Source organism: Vagococcus intermedius (genome assembly GCF_029144185.1).
In the GTDB taxonomy this organism is placed as follows: Bacteria; Bacillota; Bacilli; order Lactobacillales; family Vagococcaceae; genus Vagococcus_D; species Vagococcus_D intermedius.
Genome location: NZ_CP110232.1, coordinates 471,149 through 487,605, shown reverse-complemented (window position 1 = coordinate 487,605; position 16,457 = coordinate 471,149). Strand labels below are relative to the sequence as shown.

Below are 16,457 nucleotides of genomic sequence, written 5' to 3'. Positions count from 1 at the left end.
TTCTCAAACTAATCAGCTAGCTCAATCAGCCCTATCTCATATCAGCATCGAACAAAATAAGCTAGCTCTTATTTTTTAATTTAACGACTCATTAATACTCAGCTAATTCACGCATTGACTCTTCAACTTTATCCGAATCAATCATGAAATATTTTTCCATGGTCGGTGCAAAGGCCATTGCTGGTATATCCGGTCCTGCTAGTCTTGCAATTGGGGCATCTAAATCAAACAGACAGTTTTCAGAAATAATCGCACTCACCTCACCAATGATACTACCTTCTAAATTATCTTCGGTCACAAGTAAGACTTTACCTGTCTTCTTAGCGGCTTCAATGATACTTTCTTTATCTAAAGGATAAATAGTTCTCAAATCTAAGATATGAGCCTCAATCCCCTCTTTAGCTAAATTTTCTGCTGCTTCTTTAGCAAATTGAACAGCTAGTCCATAAGTAATCACCGTAATATCAGACCCTTCACGAACGACATTTGCTTCGCCAATTGGAACGATATAATCAGTCTCTGGTACTTCTTCTTTCAATAAACGATAAGCGCGTTTATGTTCAAAGAACATCACTGGATCATTATCACGAATAGCTGCTTTTAATAAGCCTTTAGCATCATATGGATTTGACGGTACTACAATTTTTAACCCTGGTTGGCCAAAGAAAACTTTTTCAACTGATTGTGAGTGATACAATCCACCATGAACACCCCCACCAAAAGGAGCACGAATAACCATTGGACAGGTCCAATCATTATTAGAACGGTAACGAATACGTGAAGCCTCTGAAATAATTTGATTAACAGCTGGCATGATAAAATCAGCAAATTGCATTTCTGCAATTGGACGGTAGCCATACATAGCTGCTCCAATCCCCACACCAGCGATTGCTGATTCTGCTAAAGGAGTATCTAATACGCGATCTTCTCCAAATTGATCATATAGGCCTTCTGTGGCTTTAAATACGCCACCTTTTTTACCTACGTCTTCACCTAATACAAAAACTTTGTCATCTCTTTCCATCTCTTCTCGTAGAGCCATCTTAATCGCGTCAATATATGAAATGATTGCCATGAAATTATTCCTCCCCACTATTTTCGTAAACATATTTTAAAGCTGATTCAGGTTCAGCGTATGGTGCATTTTCAGCATACTCAGTTGCTTCATTGATTTCTTTAAGAATATCATCTTCCATCTTCTTAACATCAGCTTCTGTCATGAATTTTTCTTTAATTAATTCTGTTTTGAAAAGTTCGATTGGATCTTTTTCTTTTGCTTCAGTGACTTCGTCACGTGAACGGTAGGCACGATCGTCATCATCTGATGAGTGTGGTGTGAAACGGTAAGAAATTGTTTCAATTAAAGTTGGACCTTCACCTTTTTTAGCACGCTCAGTTGCTTCTTTAAATGCCAGGTAAACTTCAGCAAAGTTATGACCATCAACTTGAACGCCAGGCATACCATAACCAATCGCACGATCTGACAATTTTTTAGCGGCAAATTGTTTATCAGCCGGAACACTGATAGCGTATCCATTATTGTGAATCACATAAACAACTGGTAATTTATGGACACTTGCAAAGTTAATTCCTTCATGGAAGTCACCTTGGTTTGATGAGCCTTCACCAACTGAAGCATAAGCAACGGCATCATCTTTATCCATCTTAATCGCTAAACCAATTCCTGCTGCATGTGGAAATTGTGTTGTAACAGGTGAACTTTGTGTCACGATTCTATTTTTCTTTTGACCGTAGTGCGACGGCATTTGACGTCCACCTGAATTGGGATCTTCGGCTTTAGCAAAAACAGATAACATAATATCTTTAGCCGTCATACCAAATGATAAGACTACTGCTAAATCACGATAATACGGTAAACAATAATCTTTATCTAAGTTAAACGCATACGCTGCTCCAACTTGGGCAATTTCTTGGCCTTGTCCTGAGATATGAAATGGAATTTTACCTGAACGGTTTAACAACCAGATACGCTCATCTAATCTTCTTGTTAGTAGAGCCGTTTTATAAATAGTTTGTAACTCTTCTTTTGATAATCCTGTCGCTTTTAAAGACATCTCTTTCCCTCCTGAATTTGTGATTCCGACTAATTAGCCGTGAATCTGATTATTGTCTACTGCTAATGACGCCTCTGCTAAGGCTTCTGATAGTGTTGGATGGGGATGAATTGTTTCTCCAATCTCCCATGGCGTTGCATCTAAAACTTGTGCCAACGCAGCTTCACTAATCATATCTGTAACATGAGGGCCAATCATGGCAACCCCTAATAAATCATCTGTTTCTTTATCTGCAATCACTTTGACAAATCCTTCTGACTCACCAAAGACTAATGCCTTACCGATTCCTTTAAACACAAATTTGCCTTTTTTCACTTTATGACCTGCTTCTTTTGCCTGATCCTCTGTCATACCAACACAAGCGATTTCTGGCGCTGTGTAGATACAGCGAGGAACTAAAGTATAATTAAGTGGCTCGATAGTTTCACCTGCAATAACGTTCACTGCTAGAGTTGCTTCATGCATGGCAACATGAGCTAATTGTAAGGTTGGAATACAGTCTCCTATAGCAAAAATATGACTTTCTTTTGTTTGGAAGTTGTCATTTACTTTAATAAACCCTTTTTCAGTTTTAATATCAGTGTTTTCCAACCCTATATTTTCAATATTGGCTTGACGCCCAACTGAAACTAACATTTTTTCAGCGGCAAAACTTTGCTTCTCGCCTTTGACCATTGCCTCAATCGTCATACCTTGTTTCTCTTTTTTATAACTATCAGGCAAGACTTCAGCACTTGTCACAATATTAACTTTGTTCTTATAAAGACGCGTTAATTCTTTTGAAATCTCTTTGTCTTCCATGGCAATAATTCGATCAGCAAACTCCAAAACGGTTACCTCTACACCAAAATCACTTAAAAGTGATGCCCATTCCATCCCAATCACACCACCACCAACAATCACAATTGATTTAGGTAATTTTTCCATGGCTAAAGCGCCATCCGACGAATAGACCGTCTCCTCATCAAAAGGTAAATTTGGTAAGGGGCGTGGACGTGAACCAGTTGAAATAATTAAACTTTTTGGAATCAACATTTCATTCTCAGAACCATCATTAAATGTTACGGAAACTGTTCCGGCTGTTGGCGAAAAGATAGACGGACCTAAGATGGTCCCTGTTCCCTCATACAAATCAATCTTGCCTTTTTTGAAAAGTTGGTGAATCCCTGTTTCTAATTGATTAATAATTTCTTGTTTGCGCTCTTGTGCTTTCAAGAAATTAATGCCGGCCTTGCCTTCAACTTCCACACCAAACTCGGCTGCTTTTTTGACTGTTTGATACACTTCAGCCGAACGAAGTAAGGCTTTACTTGGGATACATCCTCTATGTAGACAGGTCCCACCTATTTTTGATTTTTCGACTACCGCAACTGTTTTACCTTTTTTAGCAGCTTGGATAGCTGCTACATAGCCACCAGTTCCGCCTCCTAGAACTACTACATCATATTCTTGAGCCACACTAGTTCCCTCCTATTTAATAATGTTTTGCTTCCTCAGTACCATCTAATACACGCTGAGCTCCTTCGTTTAAAGCGCCCATCTCATCTTCTCCTGGTACTACGATAATTGGTGCAATCCAATCAATATATTGTTGAATTTTTTCGATAAATAAAGGACTTCTTGCCAGTCCACCTGTTAAAACAATACCGTCAACTTGACCTTTTAGCACAGTTGCATAAGCCCCGATTTCCTTAGCGATTTGGTAAGCCATGGCTTCAAACACTTGACTGGCTACTTCATTTCCCTCATCCATCATTCTTTGGACTTCTCTTAAATCATTCGTTCCTAAATAAGAAACAAGGCCACCTTTCCCAACAATCTGACTATAGACCTCAGAGGCTGGGACTTCTTGCATTTTACGTGTAAATTCCCAAAGAGGGAGATTGCCCGACCGTTCTGGGCTAAATGGTCCCTCACCATCTAAGGCATTGTTAACATCAATTACTTTACCTAGAGCATGGGCCCCAACAGAGACTCCCCCACCTAAATGGGCAATCACAAAATTGGCATCCTGATACTCTTTACGTAAGCCTTTTGCGGCAATCCTTCCCACCGCTTTATGATTTAAAGCATGAAATATGCTTTTTCTTTCAAAGTCTTTAGATCCAGAGTAACGTGCCGTATCCTGTAATTCATCGACTACTACCGGGTCCACAATATATGCAGACAGACCTTGCCTTTTGGCAATATCATCTGCGATTAAACCGCCTAAATTTGAGGCATGTTGACCTGATACACCTACTCTTAAATCATTTTTTAACGCTTCTGTGACAAGATATGTGCCACTTTCTATTGGACGTAGTAACCCTCCTCGGCCAACTACGGCAGCTAGGTTCTCTAGCGGATAATGGTGTGTTTCTAAGCATGATAAAATTGCCTCTAAACGATAATTAAACTGATCAATAATGGTATCGTATTGCTTTAATTCTGAAACTGAATGACTAATTTCATCTTGAAAAAGTTGATCTTGGCCACCATAGACTGCTACTTTTGTAGAAGTTGAGCCTGGATTAATTACTAATGTTTCAAAAGCCATTATGGTCCTCCGTTCTTTTCACTACTACCTACTTTGAATTGCTAACTTTAATGACGCTAATTTGGTTGCGGCATTATCACTCCGTGAAGATAATGCGACCGGCACTGCTGCACCAACAATCGCCCCACTAACAGTTGATGGAATAAAATGAGTAAAGGCTTTATATAACAAGTTGCCTGCATCAATTCCTGGCACTACTAAAATATCAGCATCCCCTTTAATTGCCCCTTGATAATTTTTAATCATCGCTGCTGACTTATCTGTGGCAATATCCATTGAAATTGGCCCTTCTACAGTTGCCTCTAAGGGATTTTTCTCAAAATACTTAGCAACTTCCGCTGCTTCAACTGAGGATGGCATCTTAGGATTAACTTCTTCTACTGAACTGAGAATCGCTGCCTTTGGTTGGGTAATCCCAAGTTTATGCGCAACCTCAATCGCGTTTTTAGTAATCGCAATTTTTTGACTAACATCTGGCTGAATGTTAAGAGCCGGATCGGTCATAATAAATTGACGTCCAGAATCATCCAAAGTGATAACAGATACTTGTGATAACACTTTTTCTTTTCGTAACCCATTTTCTTTTTTCAATACTTCTCTTAAAATAGCTGAGGTATGAATAGATCCTTTCATTAAAACAGACGCTTCCTTATTAACAATTGCCTGAACCGTGTCACTTACAACACTTTCTGGATTGCTACTTTGACGACATTCAACTTCTTGACTCTCACAGGATAAAGCGTCAGAACTAAACAAAATAAAACGACACATTTTTGCTTTCACTGCAGGTACTATGACATGCTCAATCATACTTTGAGTTGCCCCTGCCACTGCTACGGTTGCTAATTCAGTCATACTTAACACCTCACTAACACATTTTATTTCTTATATATAAAAGAACTATCCCCAAAAGTATTGGGAGACTTGATGAAGATAGTTCTTTTCATTTGTCAAAAGTTTTAAACAAGCCAACTCTCTTACTCTTAATTTTGATTACTAATTTAACGTTTCGTAATCAATGATTTTTCTGTTTGTAAAAAACTACTACGAACATTCATCATGTCATTGATTCTTTCTTCTGCTAAATGATCAGCAGCTGCTGCTGTAGTTATCTTCTCACGTTTAGCAATTTCAAACACTTTACCGATTTGTGTATAGACTTCTTTAATTTTTTCATCCGCTTTAGCTTCGTTATAGCCTGTAAGTTCTTCTGCTACGTTGATTACGCCACCTGAATTAGCAATGTAATCTGGAGCATAAACGATGCCCGCTTCCTCAATCATTTTGCCATGTTTATCGATGTCTAATAATTGATTATTTGAGCTACCACAAACTGCTTTAACTTTTAATTGTGGAATAGTCTCATCATTTAAAATGCCACCTAAGGCACATGGTGCAAAAATATCTGCATCAACGCCATAAATTTCATCTGGTCCAACAGCAGTTGCGCCTAGGTTATTAACCGCACGATCAATTGACTCTTGGAAGATATCTGTCACGATTAAATTAGCACCTTCTTCATGTAACATTTCACATAAACTGTATGACACATTTCCAACACCTTGAACAGAAATAGTCTTACCTTTTAACGAATCTGAGCCAAATACTTCTTTGGCTGTACGTTTCATCGCATAATAGACACCTAAAGCTGTTTTAGGACTTGGATTACCAGAGCCATTAGCTGAGCTGGTACTACCTGTTACATAGTTTGTTTCTTCATACATATAGTTCATATCTTGTACAGTTGTATTCACGTCTTCTGCGATAATATAACGACCATTTAAGCCTTCAATATAACGACCTAAAGCTCGGAACATCGCTTCACTTTTATCTTTTTTAGGGTCTCCAATAATAACAGTTTTAGCACCGCCGATATTTAAACCAGCTGCAGCGTTTTTATATGTCATTCCTCTTGAAAGTCTTAGTACATCTGTCAATGCTTCTTCTTCAGTCTCATATGGCCACATACGACAACCACCTAGGGCAGGTCCTAGCGTTGTATCATGAATGGCAATAATTGCTTTTAACCCTGAACTCTTATCGTGACAAAAAACCACTTGCTCATAATCTTTACTAATCATTTCTTCAAATAACATAAAAACTTCCTCCTCTTAACTATCTATTAAATTTTGACTCCGCAAAAGAAAACGCTTTCAACATTTCCTTGTCTCTAAATTATCATAGATTAAATTTTTTTATATTAATTTACAGTAAATTTTAATCTTAAGTTAATTAACATTTAATTAGATAGGCGTTAGGTTAAAATGGAAAGTTACTTATTAGACATATATAAGTATTAGCAAAATGAAACACATATAACGTTATATAAAAAAACATAAAATGACACCTAATAACTTAAAAAGTGTCGTTTTATTTATAAACAACTTATTCATTTATGCAAGCGCATACATTAGTGAAATTTACTTTTTGATTTAAATAACAATATAATACTTATATAACAATAAAAATATGTTATATCATTGTTTTTTTATTGCTCTTTAATAATAAATATTCACAAAGAAATTTTTTGCTTGTTTAGTTTTAAACTTGTTATTAATTTTTTTTAAAAACATAATAAAGACATATTTAGTATTTAGTTTTCTAATAAAAATAAAAAAAAGAGAGTAGAAACAGACGTTTCCACTCTCTTTTTGATTTAAATTGGTTTATGCTTCTTCTTCTTCAACAAAAGCGTTGAAGACTTCTTCAATCATATCCCATTCAGTATCTGTTTCAATATTACGTAATTCGCCTTCTTGACCATCTTCAGCCTCAATATATTGATAAGCTAATAACTCAACATCTGTTTGGCTATCATCTTCCTCAACACCTGCTGGAAATAATAAGACATATTGTTTGTTGGCAAATTCATCTTCACCATCAATGGTTAATAGAATTTCAAATAACCCTTCATTTCCTTCATCATCTACTAATGTAATAAAATCGTGTTCGTGATCGTGATCATGATTGTGATCATGTGACATAATACATTCCTCTTTTCTTAATATTAAAATTATCTTCTATTCACAAACTAAAATAATGACTTAGCATGTTTATCTAAATAGTTTTGTAAAATCATAACTGCTGCTAATTTATCAATCACTTTTTTACGCTTACCCCGTGAGACATTTCCTTGTTCGACTAACATTCTTTCCGCCTCAACAGTTGTCAAACGCTCATCTTGATAAGCTACTGGTAGTTGGCAAATAGTTCCAATCTCTGTACCGTATGCCATAGAAGCCTCAGCACGGGGGCCAATACTATTATTCATATTTTTCGGTAGGCCGATAACTAACTGTGTTACTTTATACTCATCAACAAGTTCTTTCACACGATCGTAACCAAAATTTCCTTCATTTTCATTAATACGAATAATTTCAATCCCTTGAGCTGTCCAACCAAGTGGGTCACTAATAGCAACACCAACTGTTTTTGAGCCCACATCTAATCCCATTGTTCTCATTTAATCTCAGTACCATGACCAGTTAAATAGCTTCTAACTAGTTCTTCCATAATCTCGTCACGTTCATGACGGCGAATAATATTTCTAGCATCTTTATAACGTGGAATGTACGCAGGGTCTCCAGATAATAAATAACCAACAATTTGATTGATTGGGTTATAACCTTTTTCTTCTAATGCTTGATAAATCATTACTAAAGTTTCACTGACTTCTTGTTCTGAAAAATCGTCAAACTTAAATTGAGTTGTTTCATCAAATGCCATTTGTCCCCACCTCGTCTCTTTCACTTTTCATTTATGAGCTTACTATATATTCTACAAGAAAAATGACTAAATCACAAATAATATCTTTTAATTAAATCCTGATTAACAAAAAGAATCAAGTGATGCAGTGGCACCACTTGATTCACACTTAATTGTTAAATTAAACTTTATTTTTTGTCTACAGTAGTTTCAGATTTTCCTTCTGAGCTTTTATCGTCAGACTTTTTATCTTTTTTAGACTCTGATTTGTCATCAGCTTTCTTGTCTTCTTTTTTAGCTGGTTCTTCTTCAACAAACCCTGCTAACACACCTTTTAAGCTATTATCTTTGATTTTAACATTCGCTTTTTTCAATTCTTTAGAAATAACGCTTTGAATAAATTCAGAATCTGCCATTTTTTGATCCGTAGCTAATTTAGTTAATTTTTTCTTGAAAGGTTTCATATCGTTACCTTTTTCTTGATTTTTAACCATTTTAACAATATAGTAACCTTTACTTTCTGAACCATCTTGTCCCGTTTGAGTTACTTCTATTAAATCTGATGTTTTACCATCTTTTAATTTGTAAGCAGCGGCTTGAACTTCTCCTGGAACAGCAGTTGAAGTTGAATCAAACATCACACGACCTTTTTCATCTTTTGATGGGTCTTCTGAATATTTTTTCGCTAATTTAGCAAAATCTTCGCCATCTTTTACTTTATCTAACACTTTTTTAGCTTCTTTTTCATCAGTCATGCCAATTAGGTCTACCTCAACTTCTGGATGGAAACTTTCCCAAACAGCTTTTAGGTCTTTGTCTGTAATTTTGACATGTGATTCTTGCATTTTTTTGAAAGCAAGGCTTTGTTTGATTGTTTCTTTATACTTAGCTTCTGTCATACCAGCTGCGGCTAGTTGTGACTCAAATTGATCCCCAAATTGTTCTTTTTGTTCATTGAACATTTTATCAATTTCTTTTTTCTCAACTTTATCGCCATAACCATTTTCAGCTACTTTAAAAATGATTGAATTTTGCAATTTACCTTGGACTTGTTGATCTGTCTTAATTTCATCAAAAAATTCTTCCATCGTAATCGTGTCGCCCTTCATTGTCACAAGGTCTTTACTTGAATTACTTGAACAGGCTGCTAGTGTCATCACGCTAAATAGGCTGACCACTGCTAAGGCTAATTTTTTCTTCTTCAATTACTTACACTTCCATTTCATTTCAATTTTTATTTAAAGTTGGTGTAACAAAATATTTACTAAATAACTATACCATACTGACTCTTAGAAACAAGATAAGTCTTTGTAATTTTTAAAGCAAAATCTAATAAAATTCACAAAAAAAGTGATTTTTTAACTGTTTACTTCAACTTAGGCATAAACTCTTCTAACTTTATGACTTATTTTCTTGATCCAAACGTGATTTTATTTTATCGACTTGTTTATTTATTTCATTTAAACGTGGTTCAGCCTGATATTTAAAATGTTGAATTCGTTCTTCTGTTTCAGCTTTTGTTTTAGGAATCAAATCATCTGCTGTTTTTTTTAGTTCAGTTAGCGAGACTTTAAATTTGGCTAAACTATCATTTAACTCAGTCGTCACAGCCGTTGCTTCATCCATATCAGCCGCTAGTTTTTGTTTAGTTTCTTTACCACTACGAGGAGCAAGTAACGTCCCTAAAACACCACCTAACACACTCCCAACTAAGATCCCTTTGGCAAATCGTTTAATCATTGGCCATCACCTGTTCATTAATTGCTTGTGCCATCTCTGCCATCTCCTCAGTTGTATACTTTTTAGTAGTCTCACCAAAAGTGAGGCTGAATTGATCTTGCTTACTATAACGTGGAATTAAATGAAGATGGGAGTGAAAAACGGATTGATACGCTAATTCTTTATTATTATTAACTAAATTTAGACCTGCCATCTCTGGGAAGGTTTTTTCTAAAGCTCGAGCAATCTTAGGAACACGAGCAAATAGATTACTTGCCAAGTCTTCATCATATTCAAAAATATCTTTAACATGTTTCTTAGGAATAACTAATGTATGACCTTCTGTTACTTGCGTAATATCAAGAAAAGCATAGACCGCTTCATCTTCATAGACTTTATAGCTGGGAATATCTCCTTTAACTATTTTACAAAAGATACAATTTTCCATAATCACTAACTCCTTTTAATTTCTTATATGCTTCATGATACGTGATAGTTAACCTAAAAGTCAAAGCTATTCTCTACTTGTAAAAATGATTATGATATAATTAAGCACACACAATTTATCGGAGGAATTAACATGAGTTTAATAATCGAGCACTTAACTGGTGGGTATGGTCCCGTACCAGTCTTAAAAGATATTAATTTTGAAATAAAAAAAGGGGAACTAGTAGGGTTAATCGGGTTAAATGGAGCAGGAAAAAGTACGACTATTAAAAATATTATTGGTCTCCTCACTCCTCACAAAGGAAAAATCATGATTGACAATCAGACGCTCCAAGCTGATCCTAATAATTATCGTAAAAAAATTGGTTACATTCCCGAAACACCTATCTTATACGATGAATTAACTTTAAAAGAACATATCGAGATTACTGCCATGGCGTATGATATCCCACAAGAAGTTGTCTGGCAACGAGCAAATGTTCTTTTACAAACTTTTCGCCTAGAAAATAAACTAGACTGGTTTCCTGCTAATTTTTCCAAAGGAATGAAACAAAAAGTCATGGTACTATGTGCTTTTTTAGTAGAACCTAGTCTATATATTATCGACGAACCTTTCTTAGGTCTTGATCCTTTAGCGATCCATTCTTTATTAGAATTGATGCTAGCGATGCGTGATCAAGGCGCGGCGATTCTTATGTCTACTCACATCCTGGCCACGGCAGAAAAATACTGTGATCGCTTTATCGTGTTACATGAAGGGCAAGTTAGAGCCGTTGGTACCTTAAATGAGTTAAGAGAGGAATTCGATTTACCTCATTCTTCATTAGATGATATTTACCTCACTCTAACAAAAGAAGAAGGAGTTACAAGCTGATGGACACTTTTTATAAAAAGCGACTGAACCAACATCAAAATAAACTGATGCGTTATTTAAAATATGTTTTTAATGATCATATTGTGTTAGTCTCAACCTTCTTATTAGGAGGATTTGGCTTTTATTATGCTGATTTTGTCAAGACACTTTCTAAAGGTTGGCTTCCAGGTCAATTAATCAGTCTTCTAATTTTATTTAGCAGTTTATTTATTGGCAAACTAGCCACTCTGGCTAAGGAGGCGGATTTTCTTTTTCTTTTACCTAAAGAAAAAGAAATGACTCTTTATTTAAAGCAGGCCTACAGGCATTCTCTTTCTTTGCCTTTTATTGCTATTGCACTGATAACTGGTATGTTAATGCCTCTAATGATTGCACTTAATCGCACTGACCTAGTCTCATTTATCATAATCATTGCTAGCTTATGGGGGCTTAAAGCAAGTCATCTAGCTATTTTGTTAAGTAAACATTTTGTAGATACTGATAAACAAATCAAAAAACTTTTCAGCTTTTGGCTAATAACAGCATTTATTACCTCAAGCTTGATTGCTTTTGATTTTCCAATCATTGCTCTCTTACTCGCTACCATCATGACTCTTTATTTTTTAAGCCAAGCGAAAAAAATTATTGCCAGTCGGACAATTGCTTGGGAGTATTTGATTGAAACAGAGCAACAACGCTTAAAAGTAATTTATCAATTTATTAACTTGTTCACTGACGTTCCAGGTATCACAACTAAAACTAAACGTCGTAAATGGCTAGACCCACTTTTCACCTTGATAAAACCTGTACAAGCTAACACTTATTACTATTTATTTTTACATAGCTTCTTACGTAGCACAACATTTAGTGGATTAGCTCTACGCTTAGTGCTAATTGGTTCAATCATTCTAGCTTTTTTAGATGATTTTATTTTAATTATCTTGGTTGCCATGGTTTTCATTTATTTAATCGGATTCCAGTTAATTCCTCTCTATAAACAATTTGACTATATGCTGATGACCCAACTCTATCCAGTTAGTCACTCACAACAAAAGCAGGCCATTACGAATCTTATCAGCCAAGTTATCTTGGTAAGTGGCTTGATTTTTACAATTGTTAGTGTCTTTAACTTACAGACTCTCAAAGAAAGCCTTGGCTTGATTAGTGCCTTGGTAAGTGAAATTGTCCTATTAACTTTCTTTTATATTCCGAGTCGTCTCAAAAAAATGGATCGATTTTAAAAAATAGTTTTTAAATTATTTTCTTATCAGCTAAAATAAACTAAAAACACTCTTGACGAAGAACAAACATAATCTTACAATGGAGGGTACGAATAGAGTAAACAATGTTAAAGGTGGAGCAAAAATGACTACTGATTTTCAATTTGATAAAAAATGGTTGCTCCAACCGATAAAAGGAGATACTGGTCAAGCATATATGGGGATGTCTGACTCTGAAAAAGTATTTATAAAGCGCAACGCTTCTCCTTTTTTAGCGGCCCTTTCACGTGAAGAAATCGCACCAAAACTAGTCTGGACTAAACGAACCAGTGACGGTGCTGTTTTAACAGCACAAGAATGGTTAGATGGTAATTTATTAAGACCTCAAGAATTAGGACATAACGACGATGTCGTGACTGTTCTAAAACATTTACACGAATCTGAGTCTTTAAAAAATATGTTGGGTCGCGTTGGTGGAAATAAACGAACACCACTTGATTTTATCAGTTACTATGCTGAAGAGTTACCTTTTGAGCTGAAGAAAGACGACTACTTAGGAGAGGTTTTACATTATCTTGAAGATAATATTCCTAAAGAAAGTGGTTTCTCTGCTTGCCATGGTGATCCAATCCATAAAAATTGGTTATTATCTGAGACTGGAAAACTATATTTAGTTGATTGGGAGTCAAGCATGTTAGCTGATCCTGCGACAGACCTAGGAACTATCTTAGGTCGTTATCTTCCTTATCGCGAATGGGGTACCTGGTTAGAACGCTATGGTTTACCTGATACACAAGAAAATATCGATCGTATCTTCTGGTACGCAGGAATTGATTTTCTTATAAGAATTAAAAATTGTCATATCCGTCAAGATACAAAGCAATTAAATCAGGAAATGACACTTTTAAAAGAACTTTATGTTTATTAACTACCACTCTCTCTGATATAATATCAGAGAGTTTTTAATTGTAAAAAAAGAGGAGAATTATTATGCGCGTAAGAAATAAACCATGGGCTAAAGATCGTATCTTAGAATACCCACAATATGTTGTATCTGATCCAGAAAATTGGAAAGGTCGTTGGCAACAACGGTTTAAACAAGAACAACCTATCCATATCGAAGTTGGAACAGGAAAAGGGCAATTTATCACTGAAATGGCCAAAGCTAATCCTGATATTAACTATATTGGGATTGAAATTGAAATGAGCGTCCTAGTTGTTGCTCTAGATAAATTAATCGCTGAAGAGTTGCCAAACCTTCAATTACTCCATGCAGACGGTCGTGATCTAACTGATTACTTTGAAAAAGGGGAAATCAGCCTGTTATATCTCAACTTTTCTGATCCTTGGCCTAAAACAAAACATGCTAAACGTCGTTTGACTTATAAAACGTTTCTAGCGACATTTGAAAAAATCTTGCCAGATAATGGAGAGATTCACTTTAAAACTGATAATCAAGGTCTTTTTGAATACTCACTAGGTAGCTTTTCACAGTACGGCATGATTATCAAACAAGTTTGGCTAGACTTACATACAAGCTCTTATGAAGGTAATATTATGACTGAATATGAAGAAAAATTCTCAAGCCGTGGTCAACGTATCTACCGAGTAGAAGCTTACTTTCCTAAATAACAAAAAAAGACCTCCTAATTAGGAGGTCTTTTTTTAATTTTCTAAGCGGTAGATGTCTAAAACACTTCCCGTATAGGCATCTGCCACAAACTCATATTGAATCATCTCATCATCTTCTAGTCGGGTAATCCCACCTAGATAGACTTTGGTCTTTAAAGCAAATTTTTGTAAGGGTTCTTGATGATATTGAATCCATGCACCTTCAATTGGCCCCTCTTCAAGAAATGATTTTTTTACTTTTTCTAATACTAAATTAGCATCGACTGTCGCTTTTTTTCTATACCAAATGGAAGCGGCTACACCTACTACTACACCAATTCCTAGCCCTATACCTAAATACTCCGTCATTTTTTTACTCATATCAAAGCCCCTTTTTCTTAATCGAATCATTATTATTGTTTATTTTATCACATTTTGCATGAAAGCTAGCTTTTATTAATAACAATTATGGGTTTTATGACAATTTAATGAGTTATCTATCAAATTTTAGCCACTATTTTTTGATAGATTGGTAACATGTGAGCCTCACCTGACTTCACTTCAAGCTGCTCAATAGGCAACCAAGAGACCGCTTTTGTCTCTTCTTGATTGACTTTCAATGGTAGAGTGTCATCTGCCTCACCCAAAAAAGCTACTGATAAATGTTGATGGGCACTAACCCACTTCCCTTTTTTAAAATGCCCGGCCACCGGTAAAATATCTAAACTAACAATTTCTTTAGAGATTAAGCTAACATCAACTAGCCCGGTTTCTTCTTGAGCTTCTTTCAAAGCAACTTTAGCTAAATTTTTCTCACCATCAGCGTGCCCTCCTACCCAACACCACGCGTCATATAATTTATGATAAATAAATAAGACTTTAGTCCGCTCTTTATTAACAATAAATAATGAACTAGTATAATGCGCTATAGTATTTTGACGTTCCAATAAATTTGAAAAGAGCGATTCATAGATCAAAATTTGGTGTTGGTCTACTTTTTCTTGTTGAGTTGTTGGTCTAAAATGTTTTATACTGTCTAAATAATCAGGCACTACCTCTCCTCCTCAAAACACAACTATATCTTCTTTGATTATTATAACATAGCCTTTAATTTAAACAGATAAAGCAATGAAATATTAGCCTCTATGCGTTATAATATAGATATTACACGAAAGTGAGGTGAGCTCTGCAACTTGCAGAGGTGACAATTATGGAAGATAAAACTTTTCAATTAATTAAAAAAATGACAGAAATTCAAGGTACAAGTGGTTTTGAAGACGATGTACGCGAGGTAATGACTAAAGAAATCGCACCTTTTGTCGATAAAATTGACTATGATGGCTTAGGCGGTGTTTTTGGTATTCGTAAGAGTAAAGTTGAAAATGCGCCTAAAATTATGTTAGCAGCCCATATGGATGAAGTAGGTTTTATGCTCTCACAAATTCAAGACAATGGGATGTTCCGTGTTGTCCCACTAGGTGGCTGGAACCCATATGTTGTCTCAGCTCAACGTTTCACTTTAAAGACTCGTAAAGGAAACTATCCAGTTATCTCTTCATCAGTACCGCCGCATTTATTACGTGGCACTGATGGACAAGCAAAATTTGAAGTATCAGATATTTTATTTGATGCTGGTTTTGATTCAAAAGAAGAAGCTGAAAGCTACGGTGTTCGTCCAGGCGATAGCATCGTCCCTGTTTCAGAGACAATTAAAACAGCTAATGGTAAAAATATCATTAGTAAAGCTTGGGATAACCGTTATGGTTGTACCCTTGTAATTGAAGTATTGGAAGAACTAAAAGATATGGACCTGCCATTTACTTTAATTGCTGGAGCTAATGTCCAAGAAGAAGTTGGGTTACGTGGAGCACGCCCTTCAACACACAAATTCCAACCAGATCTATTCTTTGCGGTTGACTGTTCTCCAGCCAATGATTTAAATGGTAAAAAAGATACTTTTGGCCATTTAGGTGAAGGCTTCTTAGTTCGTATTTTCGATCCAGGTATGATTACGCTTGGACGTATGCGTAATTTCTTATTAGATGTTGCTGAAGAAAATAAAATTAAGCATCAATATTTTGTTTCTAAAGGTGGCACAGATGCCGGTGCAGCTCATTTAATGAATAATGGTGTCCCTAGTGCAGTGATTGGGGTAGCAGGTCGTTATATCCATACCCACCAAACAATGTTTAATATTGAAGACTACAATGCAGCTAAAGAGATGGTCATTCAATCATTACTAGCTTTAGATGCCGATAAAGTTAACGAAATCATTTACGGAAAGTAGGTCA

At 35.7% G+C, this 16,457-nt stretch carries 19 protein-coding genes; 5 read left to right on the top strand and 14 right to left on the bottom strand.

What is annotated here, in order from left to right; genetic code table 11:
* Nucleotides 1-91: 91 nt before the first annotated feature.
* The 12 genes from OL234_RS02180 to OL234_RS02125 form a co-directional block, all read right to left on the bottom strand.
* Nucleotides 92-1,075, bottom strand: a complete 984-nt coding sequence (locus OL234_RS02180) for an alpha-ketoacid dehydrogenase subunit beta (protein ID WP_275469540.1) — start codon at nucleotides 1,073-1,075, stop codon at nucleotides 92-94.
* Between the two features lie 4 nt (nucleotides 1,076-1,079).
* A complete protein-coding gene (locus OL234_RS02175) occupies nucleotides 1,080-2,075 on the bottom strand; it encodes a thiamine pyrophosphate-dependent dehydrogenase E1 component subunit alpha (protein WP_275469539.1) in 996 nt (331 codons plus the stop codon).
* A gap of 33 nt (nucleotides 2,076-2,108) precedes the next feature.
* Nucleotides 2,109-3,533 carry a dihydrolipoyl dehydrogenase gene (lpdA, locus tag OL234_RS02170; protein WP_275469538.1) on the bottom strand — a complete coding sequence of 475 codons (1,425 nt, stop codon included), beginning with the start codon at nucleotides 3,531-3,533 and terminating at the stop codon, nucleotides 2,109-2,111.
* Nucleotides 3,534-3,549: 16 nt separating this feature from the next.
* Nucleotides 3,550-4,611, bottom strand: coding sequence for a butyrate kinase (gene buk, locus OL234_RS02165; protein WP_275469537.1), 1,062 nt, complete (start codon nucleotides 4,609-4,611; stop codon nucleotides 3,550-3,552).
* A gap of 24 nt (nucleotides 4,612-4,635) precedes the next feature.
* Entirely contained in the window at nucleotides 4,636-5,466 is an 831-nt protein-coding gene (locus OL234_RS02160; RefSeq protein WP_275469536.1) for a phosphate acyltransferase, read from the bottom strand.
* A 146-nt stretch (nucleotides 5,467-5,612) separates the two neighbouring features.
* Nucleotides 5,613-6,707 carry a Glu/Leu/Phe/Val dehydrogenase dimerization domain-containing protein gene (locus tag OL234_RS02155; RefSeq protein WP_275469535.1) on the bottom strand — a complete coding sequence of 365 codons (1,095 nt, stop codon included), beginning with the start codon at nucleotides 6,705-6,707 and terminating at the stop codon, nucleotides 5,613-5,615.
* A gap of 570 nt (nucleotides 6,708-7,277) precedes the next feature.
* Nucleotides 7,278-7,595: a DUF1292 domain-containing protein gene (locus OL234_RS02150; protein ID WP_275469534.1), complete on the bottom strand. Its 318-nt coding sequence runs from the start codon at nucleotides 7,593-7,595 to the stop codon at nucleotides 7,278-7,280.
* Nucleotides 7,596-7,642: 47 nt separating this feature from the next.
* On the bottom strand, nucleotides 7,643-8,074 hold the full coding sequence (gene ruvX, locus OL234_RS02145) for a Holliday junction resolvase RuvX (protein ID WP_275469533.1): 432 nt from the start codon (nucleotides 8,072-8,074) through the stop codon (nucleotides 7,643-7,645).
* A complete protein-coding gene (locus tag OL234_RS02140) occupies nucleotides 8,071-8,337 on the bottom strand; it encodes an IreB family regulatory phosphoprotein (protein WP_275469532.1) in 267 nt (88 codons plus the stop codon). The genes ruvX and OL234_RS02140 overlap by 4 nt, the downstream gene beginning before the upstream one ends.
* 167 nt (nucleotides 8,338-8,504) lie before the next feature.
* Nucleotides 8,505-9,521, bottom strand: a complete 1,017-nt coding sequence (locus tag OL234_RS02135) for a peptidylprolyl isomerase (protein ID WP_275469531.1) — start codon at nucleotides 9,519-9,521, stop codon at nucleotides 8,505-8,507.
* A gap of 193 nt (nucleotides 9,522-9,714) precedes the next feature.
* Entirely contained in the window at nucleotides 9,715-10,056 is a 342-nt protein-coding gene (locus OL234_RS02130) for a YtxH domain-containing protein (protein WP_275469530.1), read from the bottom strand.
* Nucleotides 10,049-10,483, bottom strand: a complete 435-nt coding sequence (locus OL234_RS02125; protein WP_275469529.1) for an HIT family protein — start codon at nucleotides 10,481-10,483, stop codon at nucleotides 10,049-10,051. Before OL234_RS02125 ends, OL234_RS02130 begins: the two co-directional genes overlap by 8 nt.
* Nucleotides 10,484-10,615: 132 nt before the next feature.
* Between OL234_RS02125 and OL234_RS02120 the strand changes: the two genes are divergently transcribed.
* The 4 genes from OL234_RS02120 to trmB all read left to right on the top strand — a co-directional run bounded on the left by OL234_RS02120 (nucleotide 10,616) and on the right by trmB (nucleotide 14,187).
* Complete coding sequence (locus OL234_RS02120; RefSeq protein WP_275469528.1) at nucleotides 10,616-11,356, top strand: ABC transporter ATP-binding protein; 741 nt, start codon at nucleotides 10,616-10,618, stop codon at nucleotides 11,354-11,356.
* Nucleotides 11,356-12,576, top strand: a complete 1,221-nt coding sequence (locus tag OL234_RS02115; RefSeq protein ID WP_275469527.1) for an ABC transporter permease — start codon at nucleotides 11,356-11,358, stop codon at nucleotides 12,574-12,576. Before OL234_RS02120 ends, OL234_RS02115 begins: the two co-directional genes overlap by 1 nt.
* Nucleotides 12,577-12,700: 124 nt before the next feature.
* Nucleotides 12,701-13,483 carry a phosphotransferase family protein gene (locus OL234_RS02110; protein ID WP_275469526.1) on the top strand — a complete coding sequence of 261 codons (783 nt, stop codon included), beginning with the start codon at nucleotides 12,701-12,703 and terminating at the stop codon, nucleotides 13,481-13,483.
* Between the two features lie 62 nt (nucleotides 13,484-13,545).
* On the top strand, nucleotides 13,546-14,187 hold the full coding sequence (gene trmB / locus OL234_RS02105; protein WP_275469525.1) for a tRNA (guanosine(46)-N7)-methyltransferase TrmB: 642 nt from the start codon (nucleotides 13,546-13,548) through the stop codon (nucleotides 14,185-14,187).
* A gap of 33 nt (nucleotides 14,188-14,220) precedes the next feature.
* On the opposite strand, the gene OL234_RS02100 is transcribed toward trmB, so the two are convergent.
* Nucleotides 14,221-14,547: a PepSY domain-containing protein gene (locus OL234_RS02100; RefSeq protein ID WP_275469524.1), complete on the bottom strand. Its 327-nt coding sequence runs from the start codon at nucleotides 14,545-14,547 to the stop codon at nucleotides 14,221-14,223.
* A 119-nt stretch (nucleotides 14,548-14,666) separates the two neighbouring features.
* Entirely contained in the window at nucleotides 14,667-15,218 is a 552-nt protein-coding gene (locus tag OL234_RS02095) for an NUDIX hydrolase (protein ID WP_275469523.1), read from the bottom strand.
* 158 nt (nucleotides 15,219-15,376) lie between these two features.
* Between OL234_RS02095 and pepA the strand changes: the two genes are divergently transcribed.
* On the top strand, nucleotides 15,377-16,453 hold the full coding sequence (gene pepA / locus OL234_RS02090; protein WP_275469522.1) for a glutamyl aminopeptidase: 1,077 nt from the start codon (nucleotides 15,377-15,379) through the stop codon (nucleotides 16,451-16,453).
* The last annotated feature ends 4 nt before the right edge of the window (nucleotides 16,454-16,457 follow it).

Coding starts and splice junctions, on each gene's coding strand:
- OL234_RS02180 (WP_275469540.1), bottom strand. CDS start 1,075: ATGGCAATCATTTCATATATTGACGCGATTAAGATGGCTCTACGAGAA.
- OL234_RS02175 (WP_275469539.1), bottom strand. CDS start 2,075: ATGTCTTTAAAAGCGACAGGATTATCAAAAGAAGAGTTACAAACTATT.
- buk (WP_275469537.1), bottom strand. CDS start 4,611: ATGGCTTTTGAAACATTAGTAATTAATCCAGGCTCAACTTCTACAAAA.
- OL234_RS02160 (WP_275469536.1), bottom strand. CDS start 5,466: ATGACTGAATTAGCAACCGTAGCAGTGGCAGGGGCAACTCAAAGTATG.
- OL234_RS02155 (WP_275469535.1), bottom strand. CDS start 6,707: ATGTTATTTGAAGAAATGATTAGTAAAGATTATGAGCAAGTGGTTTTT.
- OL234_RS02150 (WP_275469534.1), bottom strand. CDS start 7,595: ATGTCACATGATCACAATCATGATCACGATCACGAACACGATTTTATT.
- ruvX (WP_275469533.1), bottom strand. CDS start 8,074: ATGAGAACAATGGGATTAGATGTGGGCTCAAAAACAGTTGGTGTTGCT.
- OL234_RS02140 (WP_275469532.1), bottom strand. CDS start 8,337: ATGGCATTTGATGAAACAACTCAATTTAAGTTTGACGATTTTTCAGAA.
- OL234_RS02130 (WP_275469530.1), bottom strand. CDS start 10,056: ATGATTAAACGATTTGCCAAAGGGATCTTAGTTGGGAGTGTGTTAGGT.
- OL234_RS02125 (WP_275469529.1), bottom strand. CDS start 10,483: ATGGAAAATTGTATCTTTTGTAAAATAGTTAAAGGAGATATTCCCAGC.
- OL234_RS02120 (WP_275469528.1), top strand. CDS start 10,616: ATGAGTTTAATAATCGAGCACTTAACTGGTGGGTATGGTCCCGTACCA.
- OL234_RS02115 (WP_275469527.1), top strand. CDS start 11,356: ATGGACACTTTTTATAAAAAGCGACTGAACCAACATCAAAATAAACTG.
- OL234_RS02110 (WP_275469526.1), top strand. CDS start 12,701: ATGACTACTGATTTTCAATTTGATAAAAAATGGTTGCTCCAACCGATA.
- trmB (WP_275469525.1), top strand. CDS start 13,546: ATGCGCGTAAGAAATAAACCATGGGCTAAAGATCGTATCTTAGAATAC.
- OL234_RS02100 (WP_275469524.1), bottom strand. CDS start 14,547: ATGAGTAAAAAAATGACGGAGTATTTAGGTATAGGGCTAGGAATTGGT.
- pepA (WP_275469522.1), top strand. CDS start 15,377: ATGGAAGATAAAACTTTTCAATTAATTAAAAAAATGACAGAAATTCAA.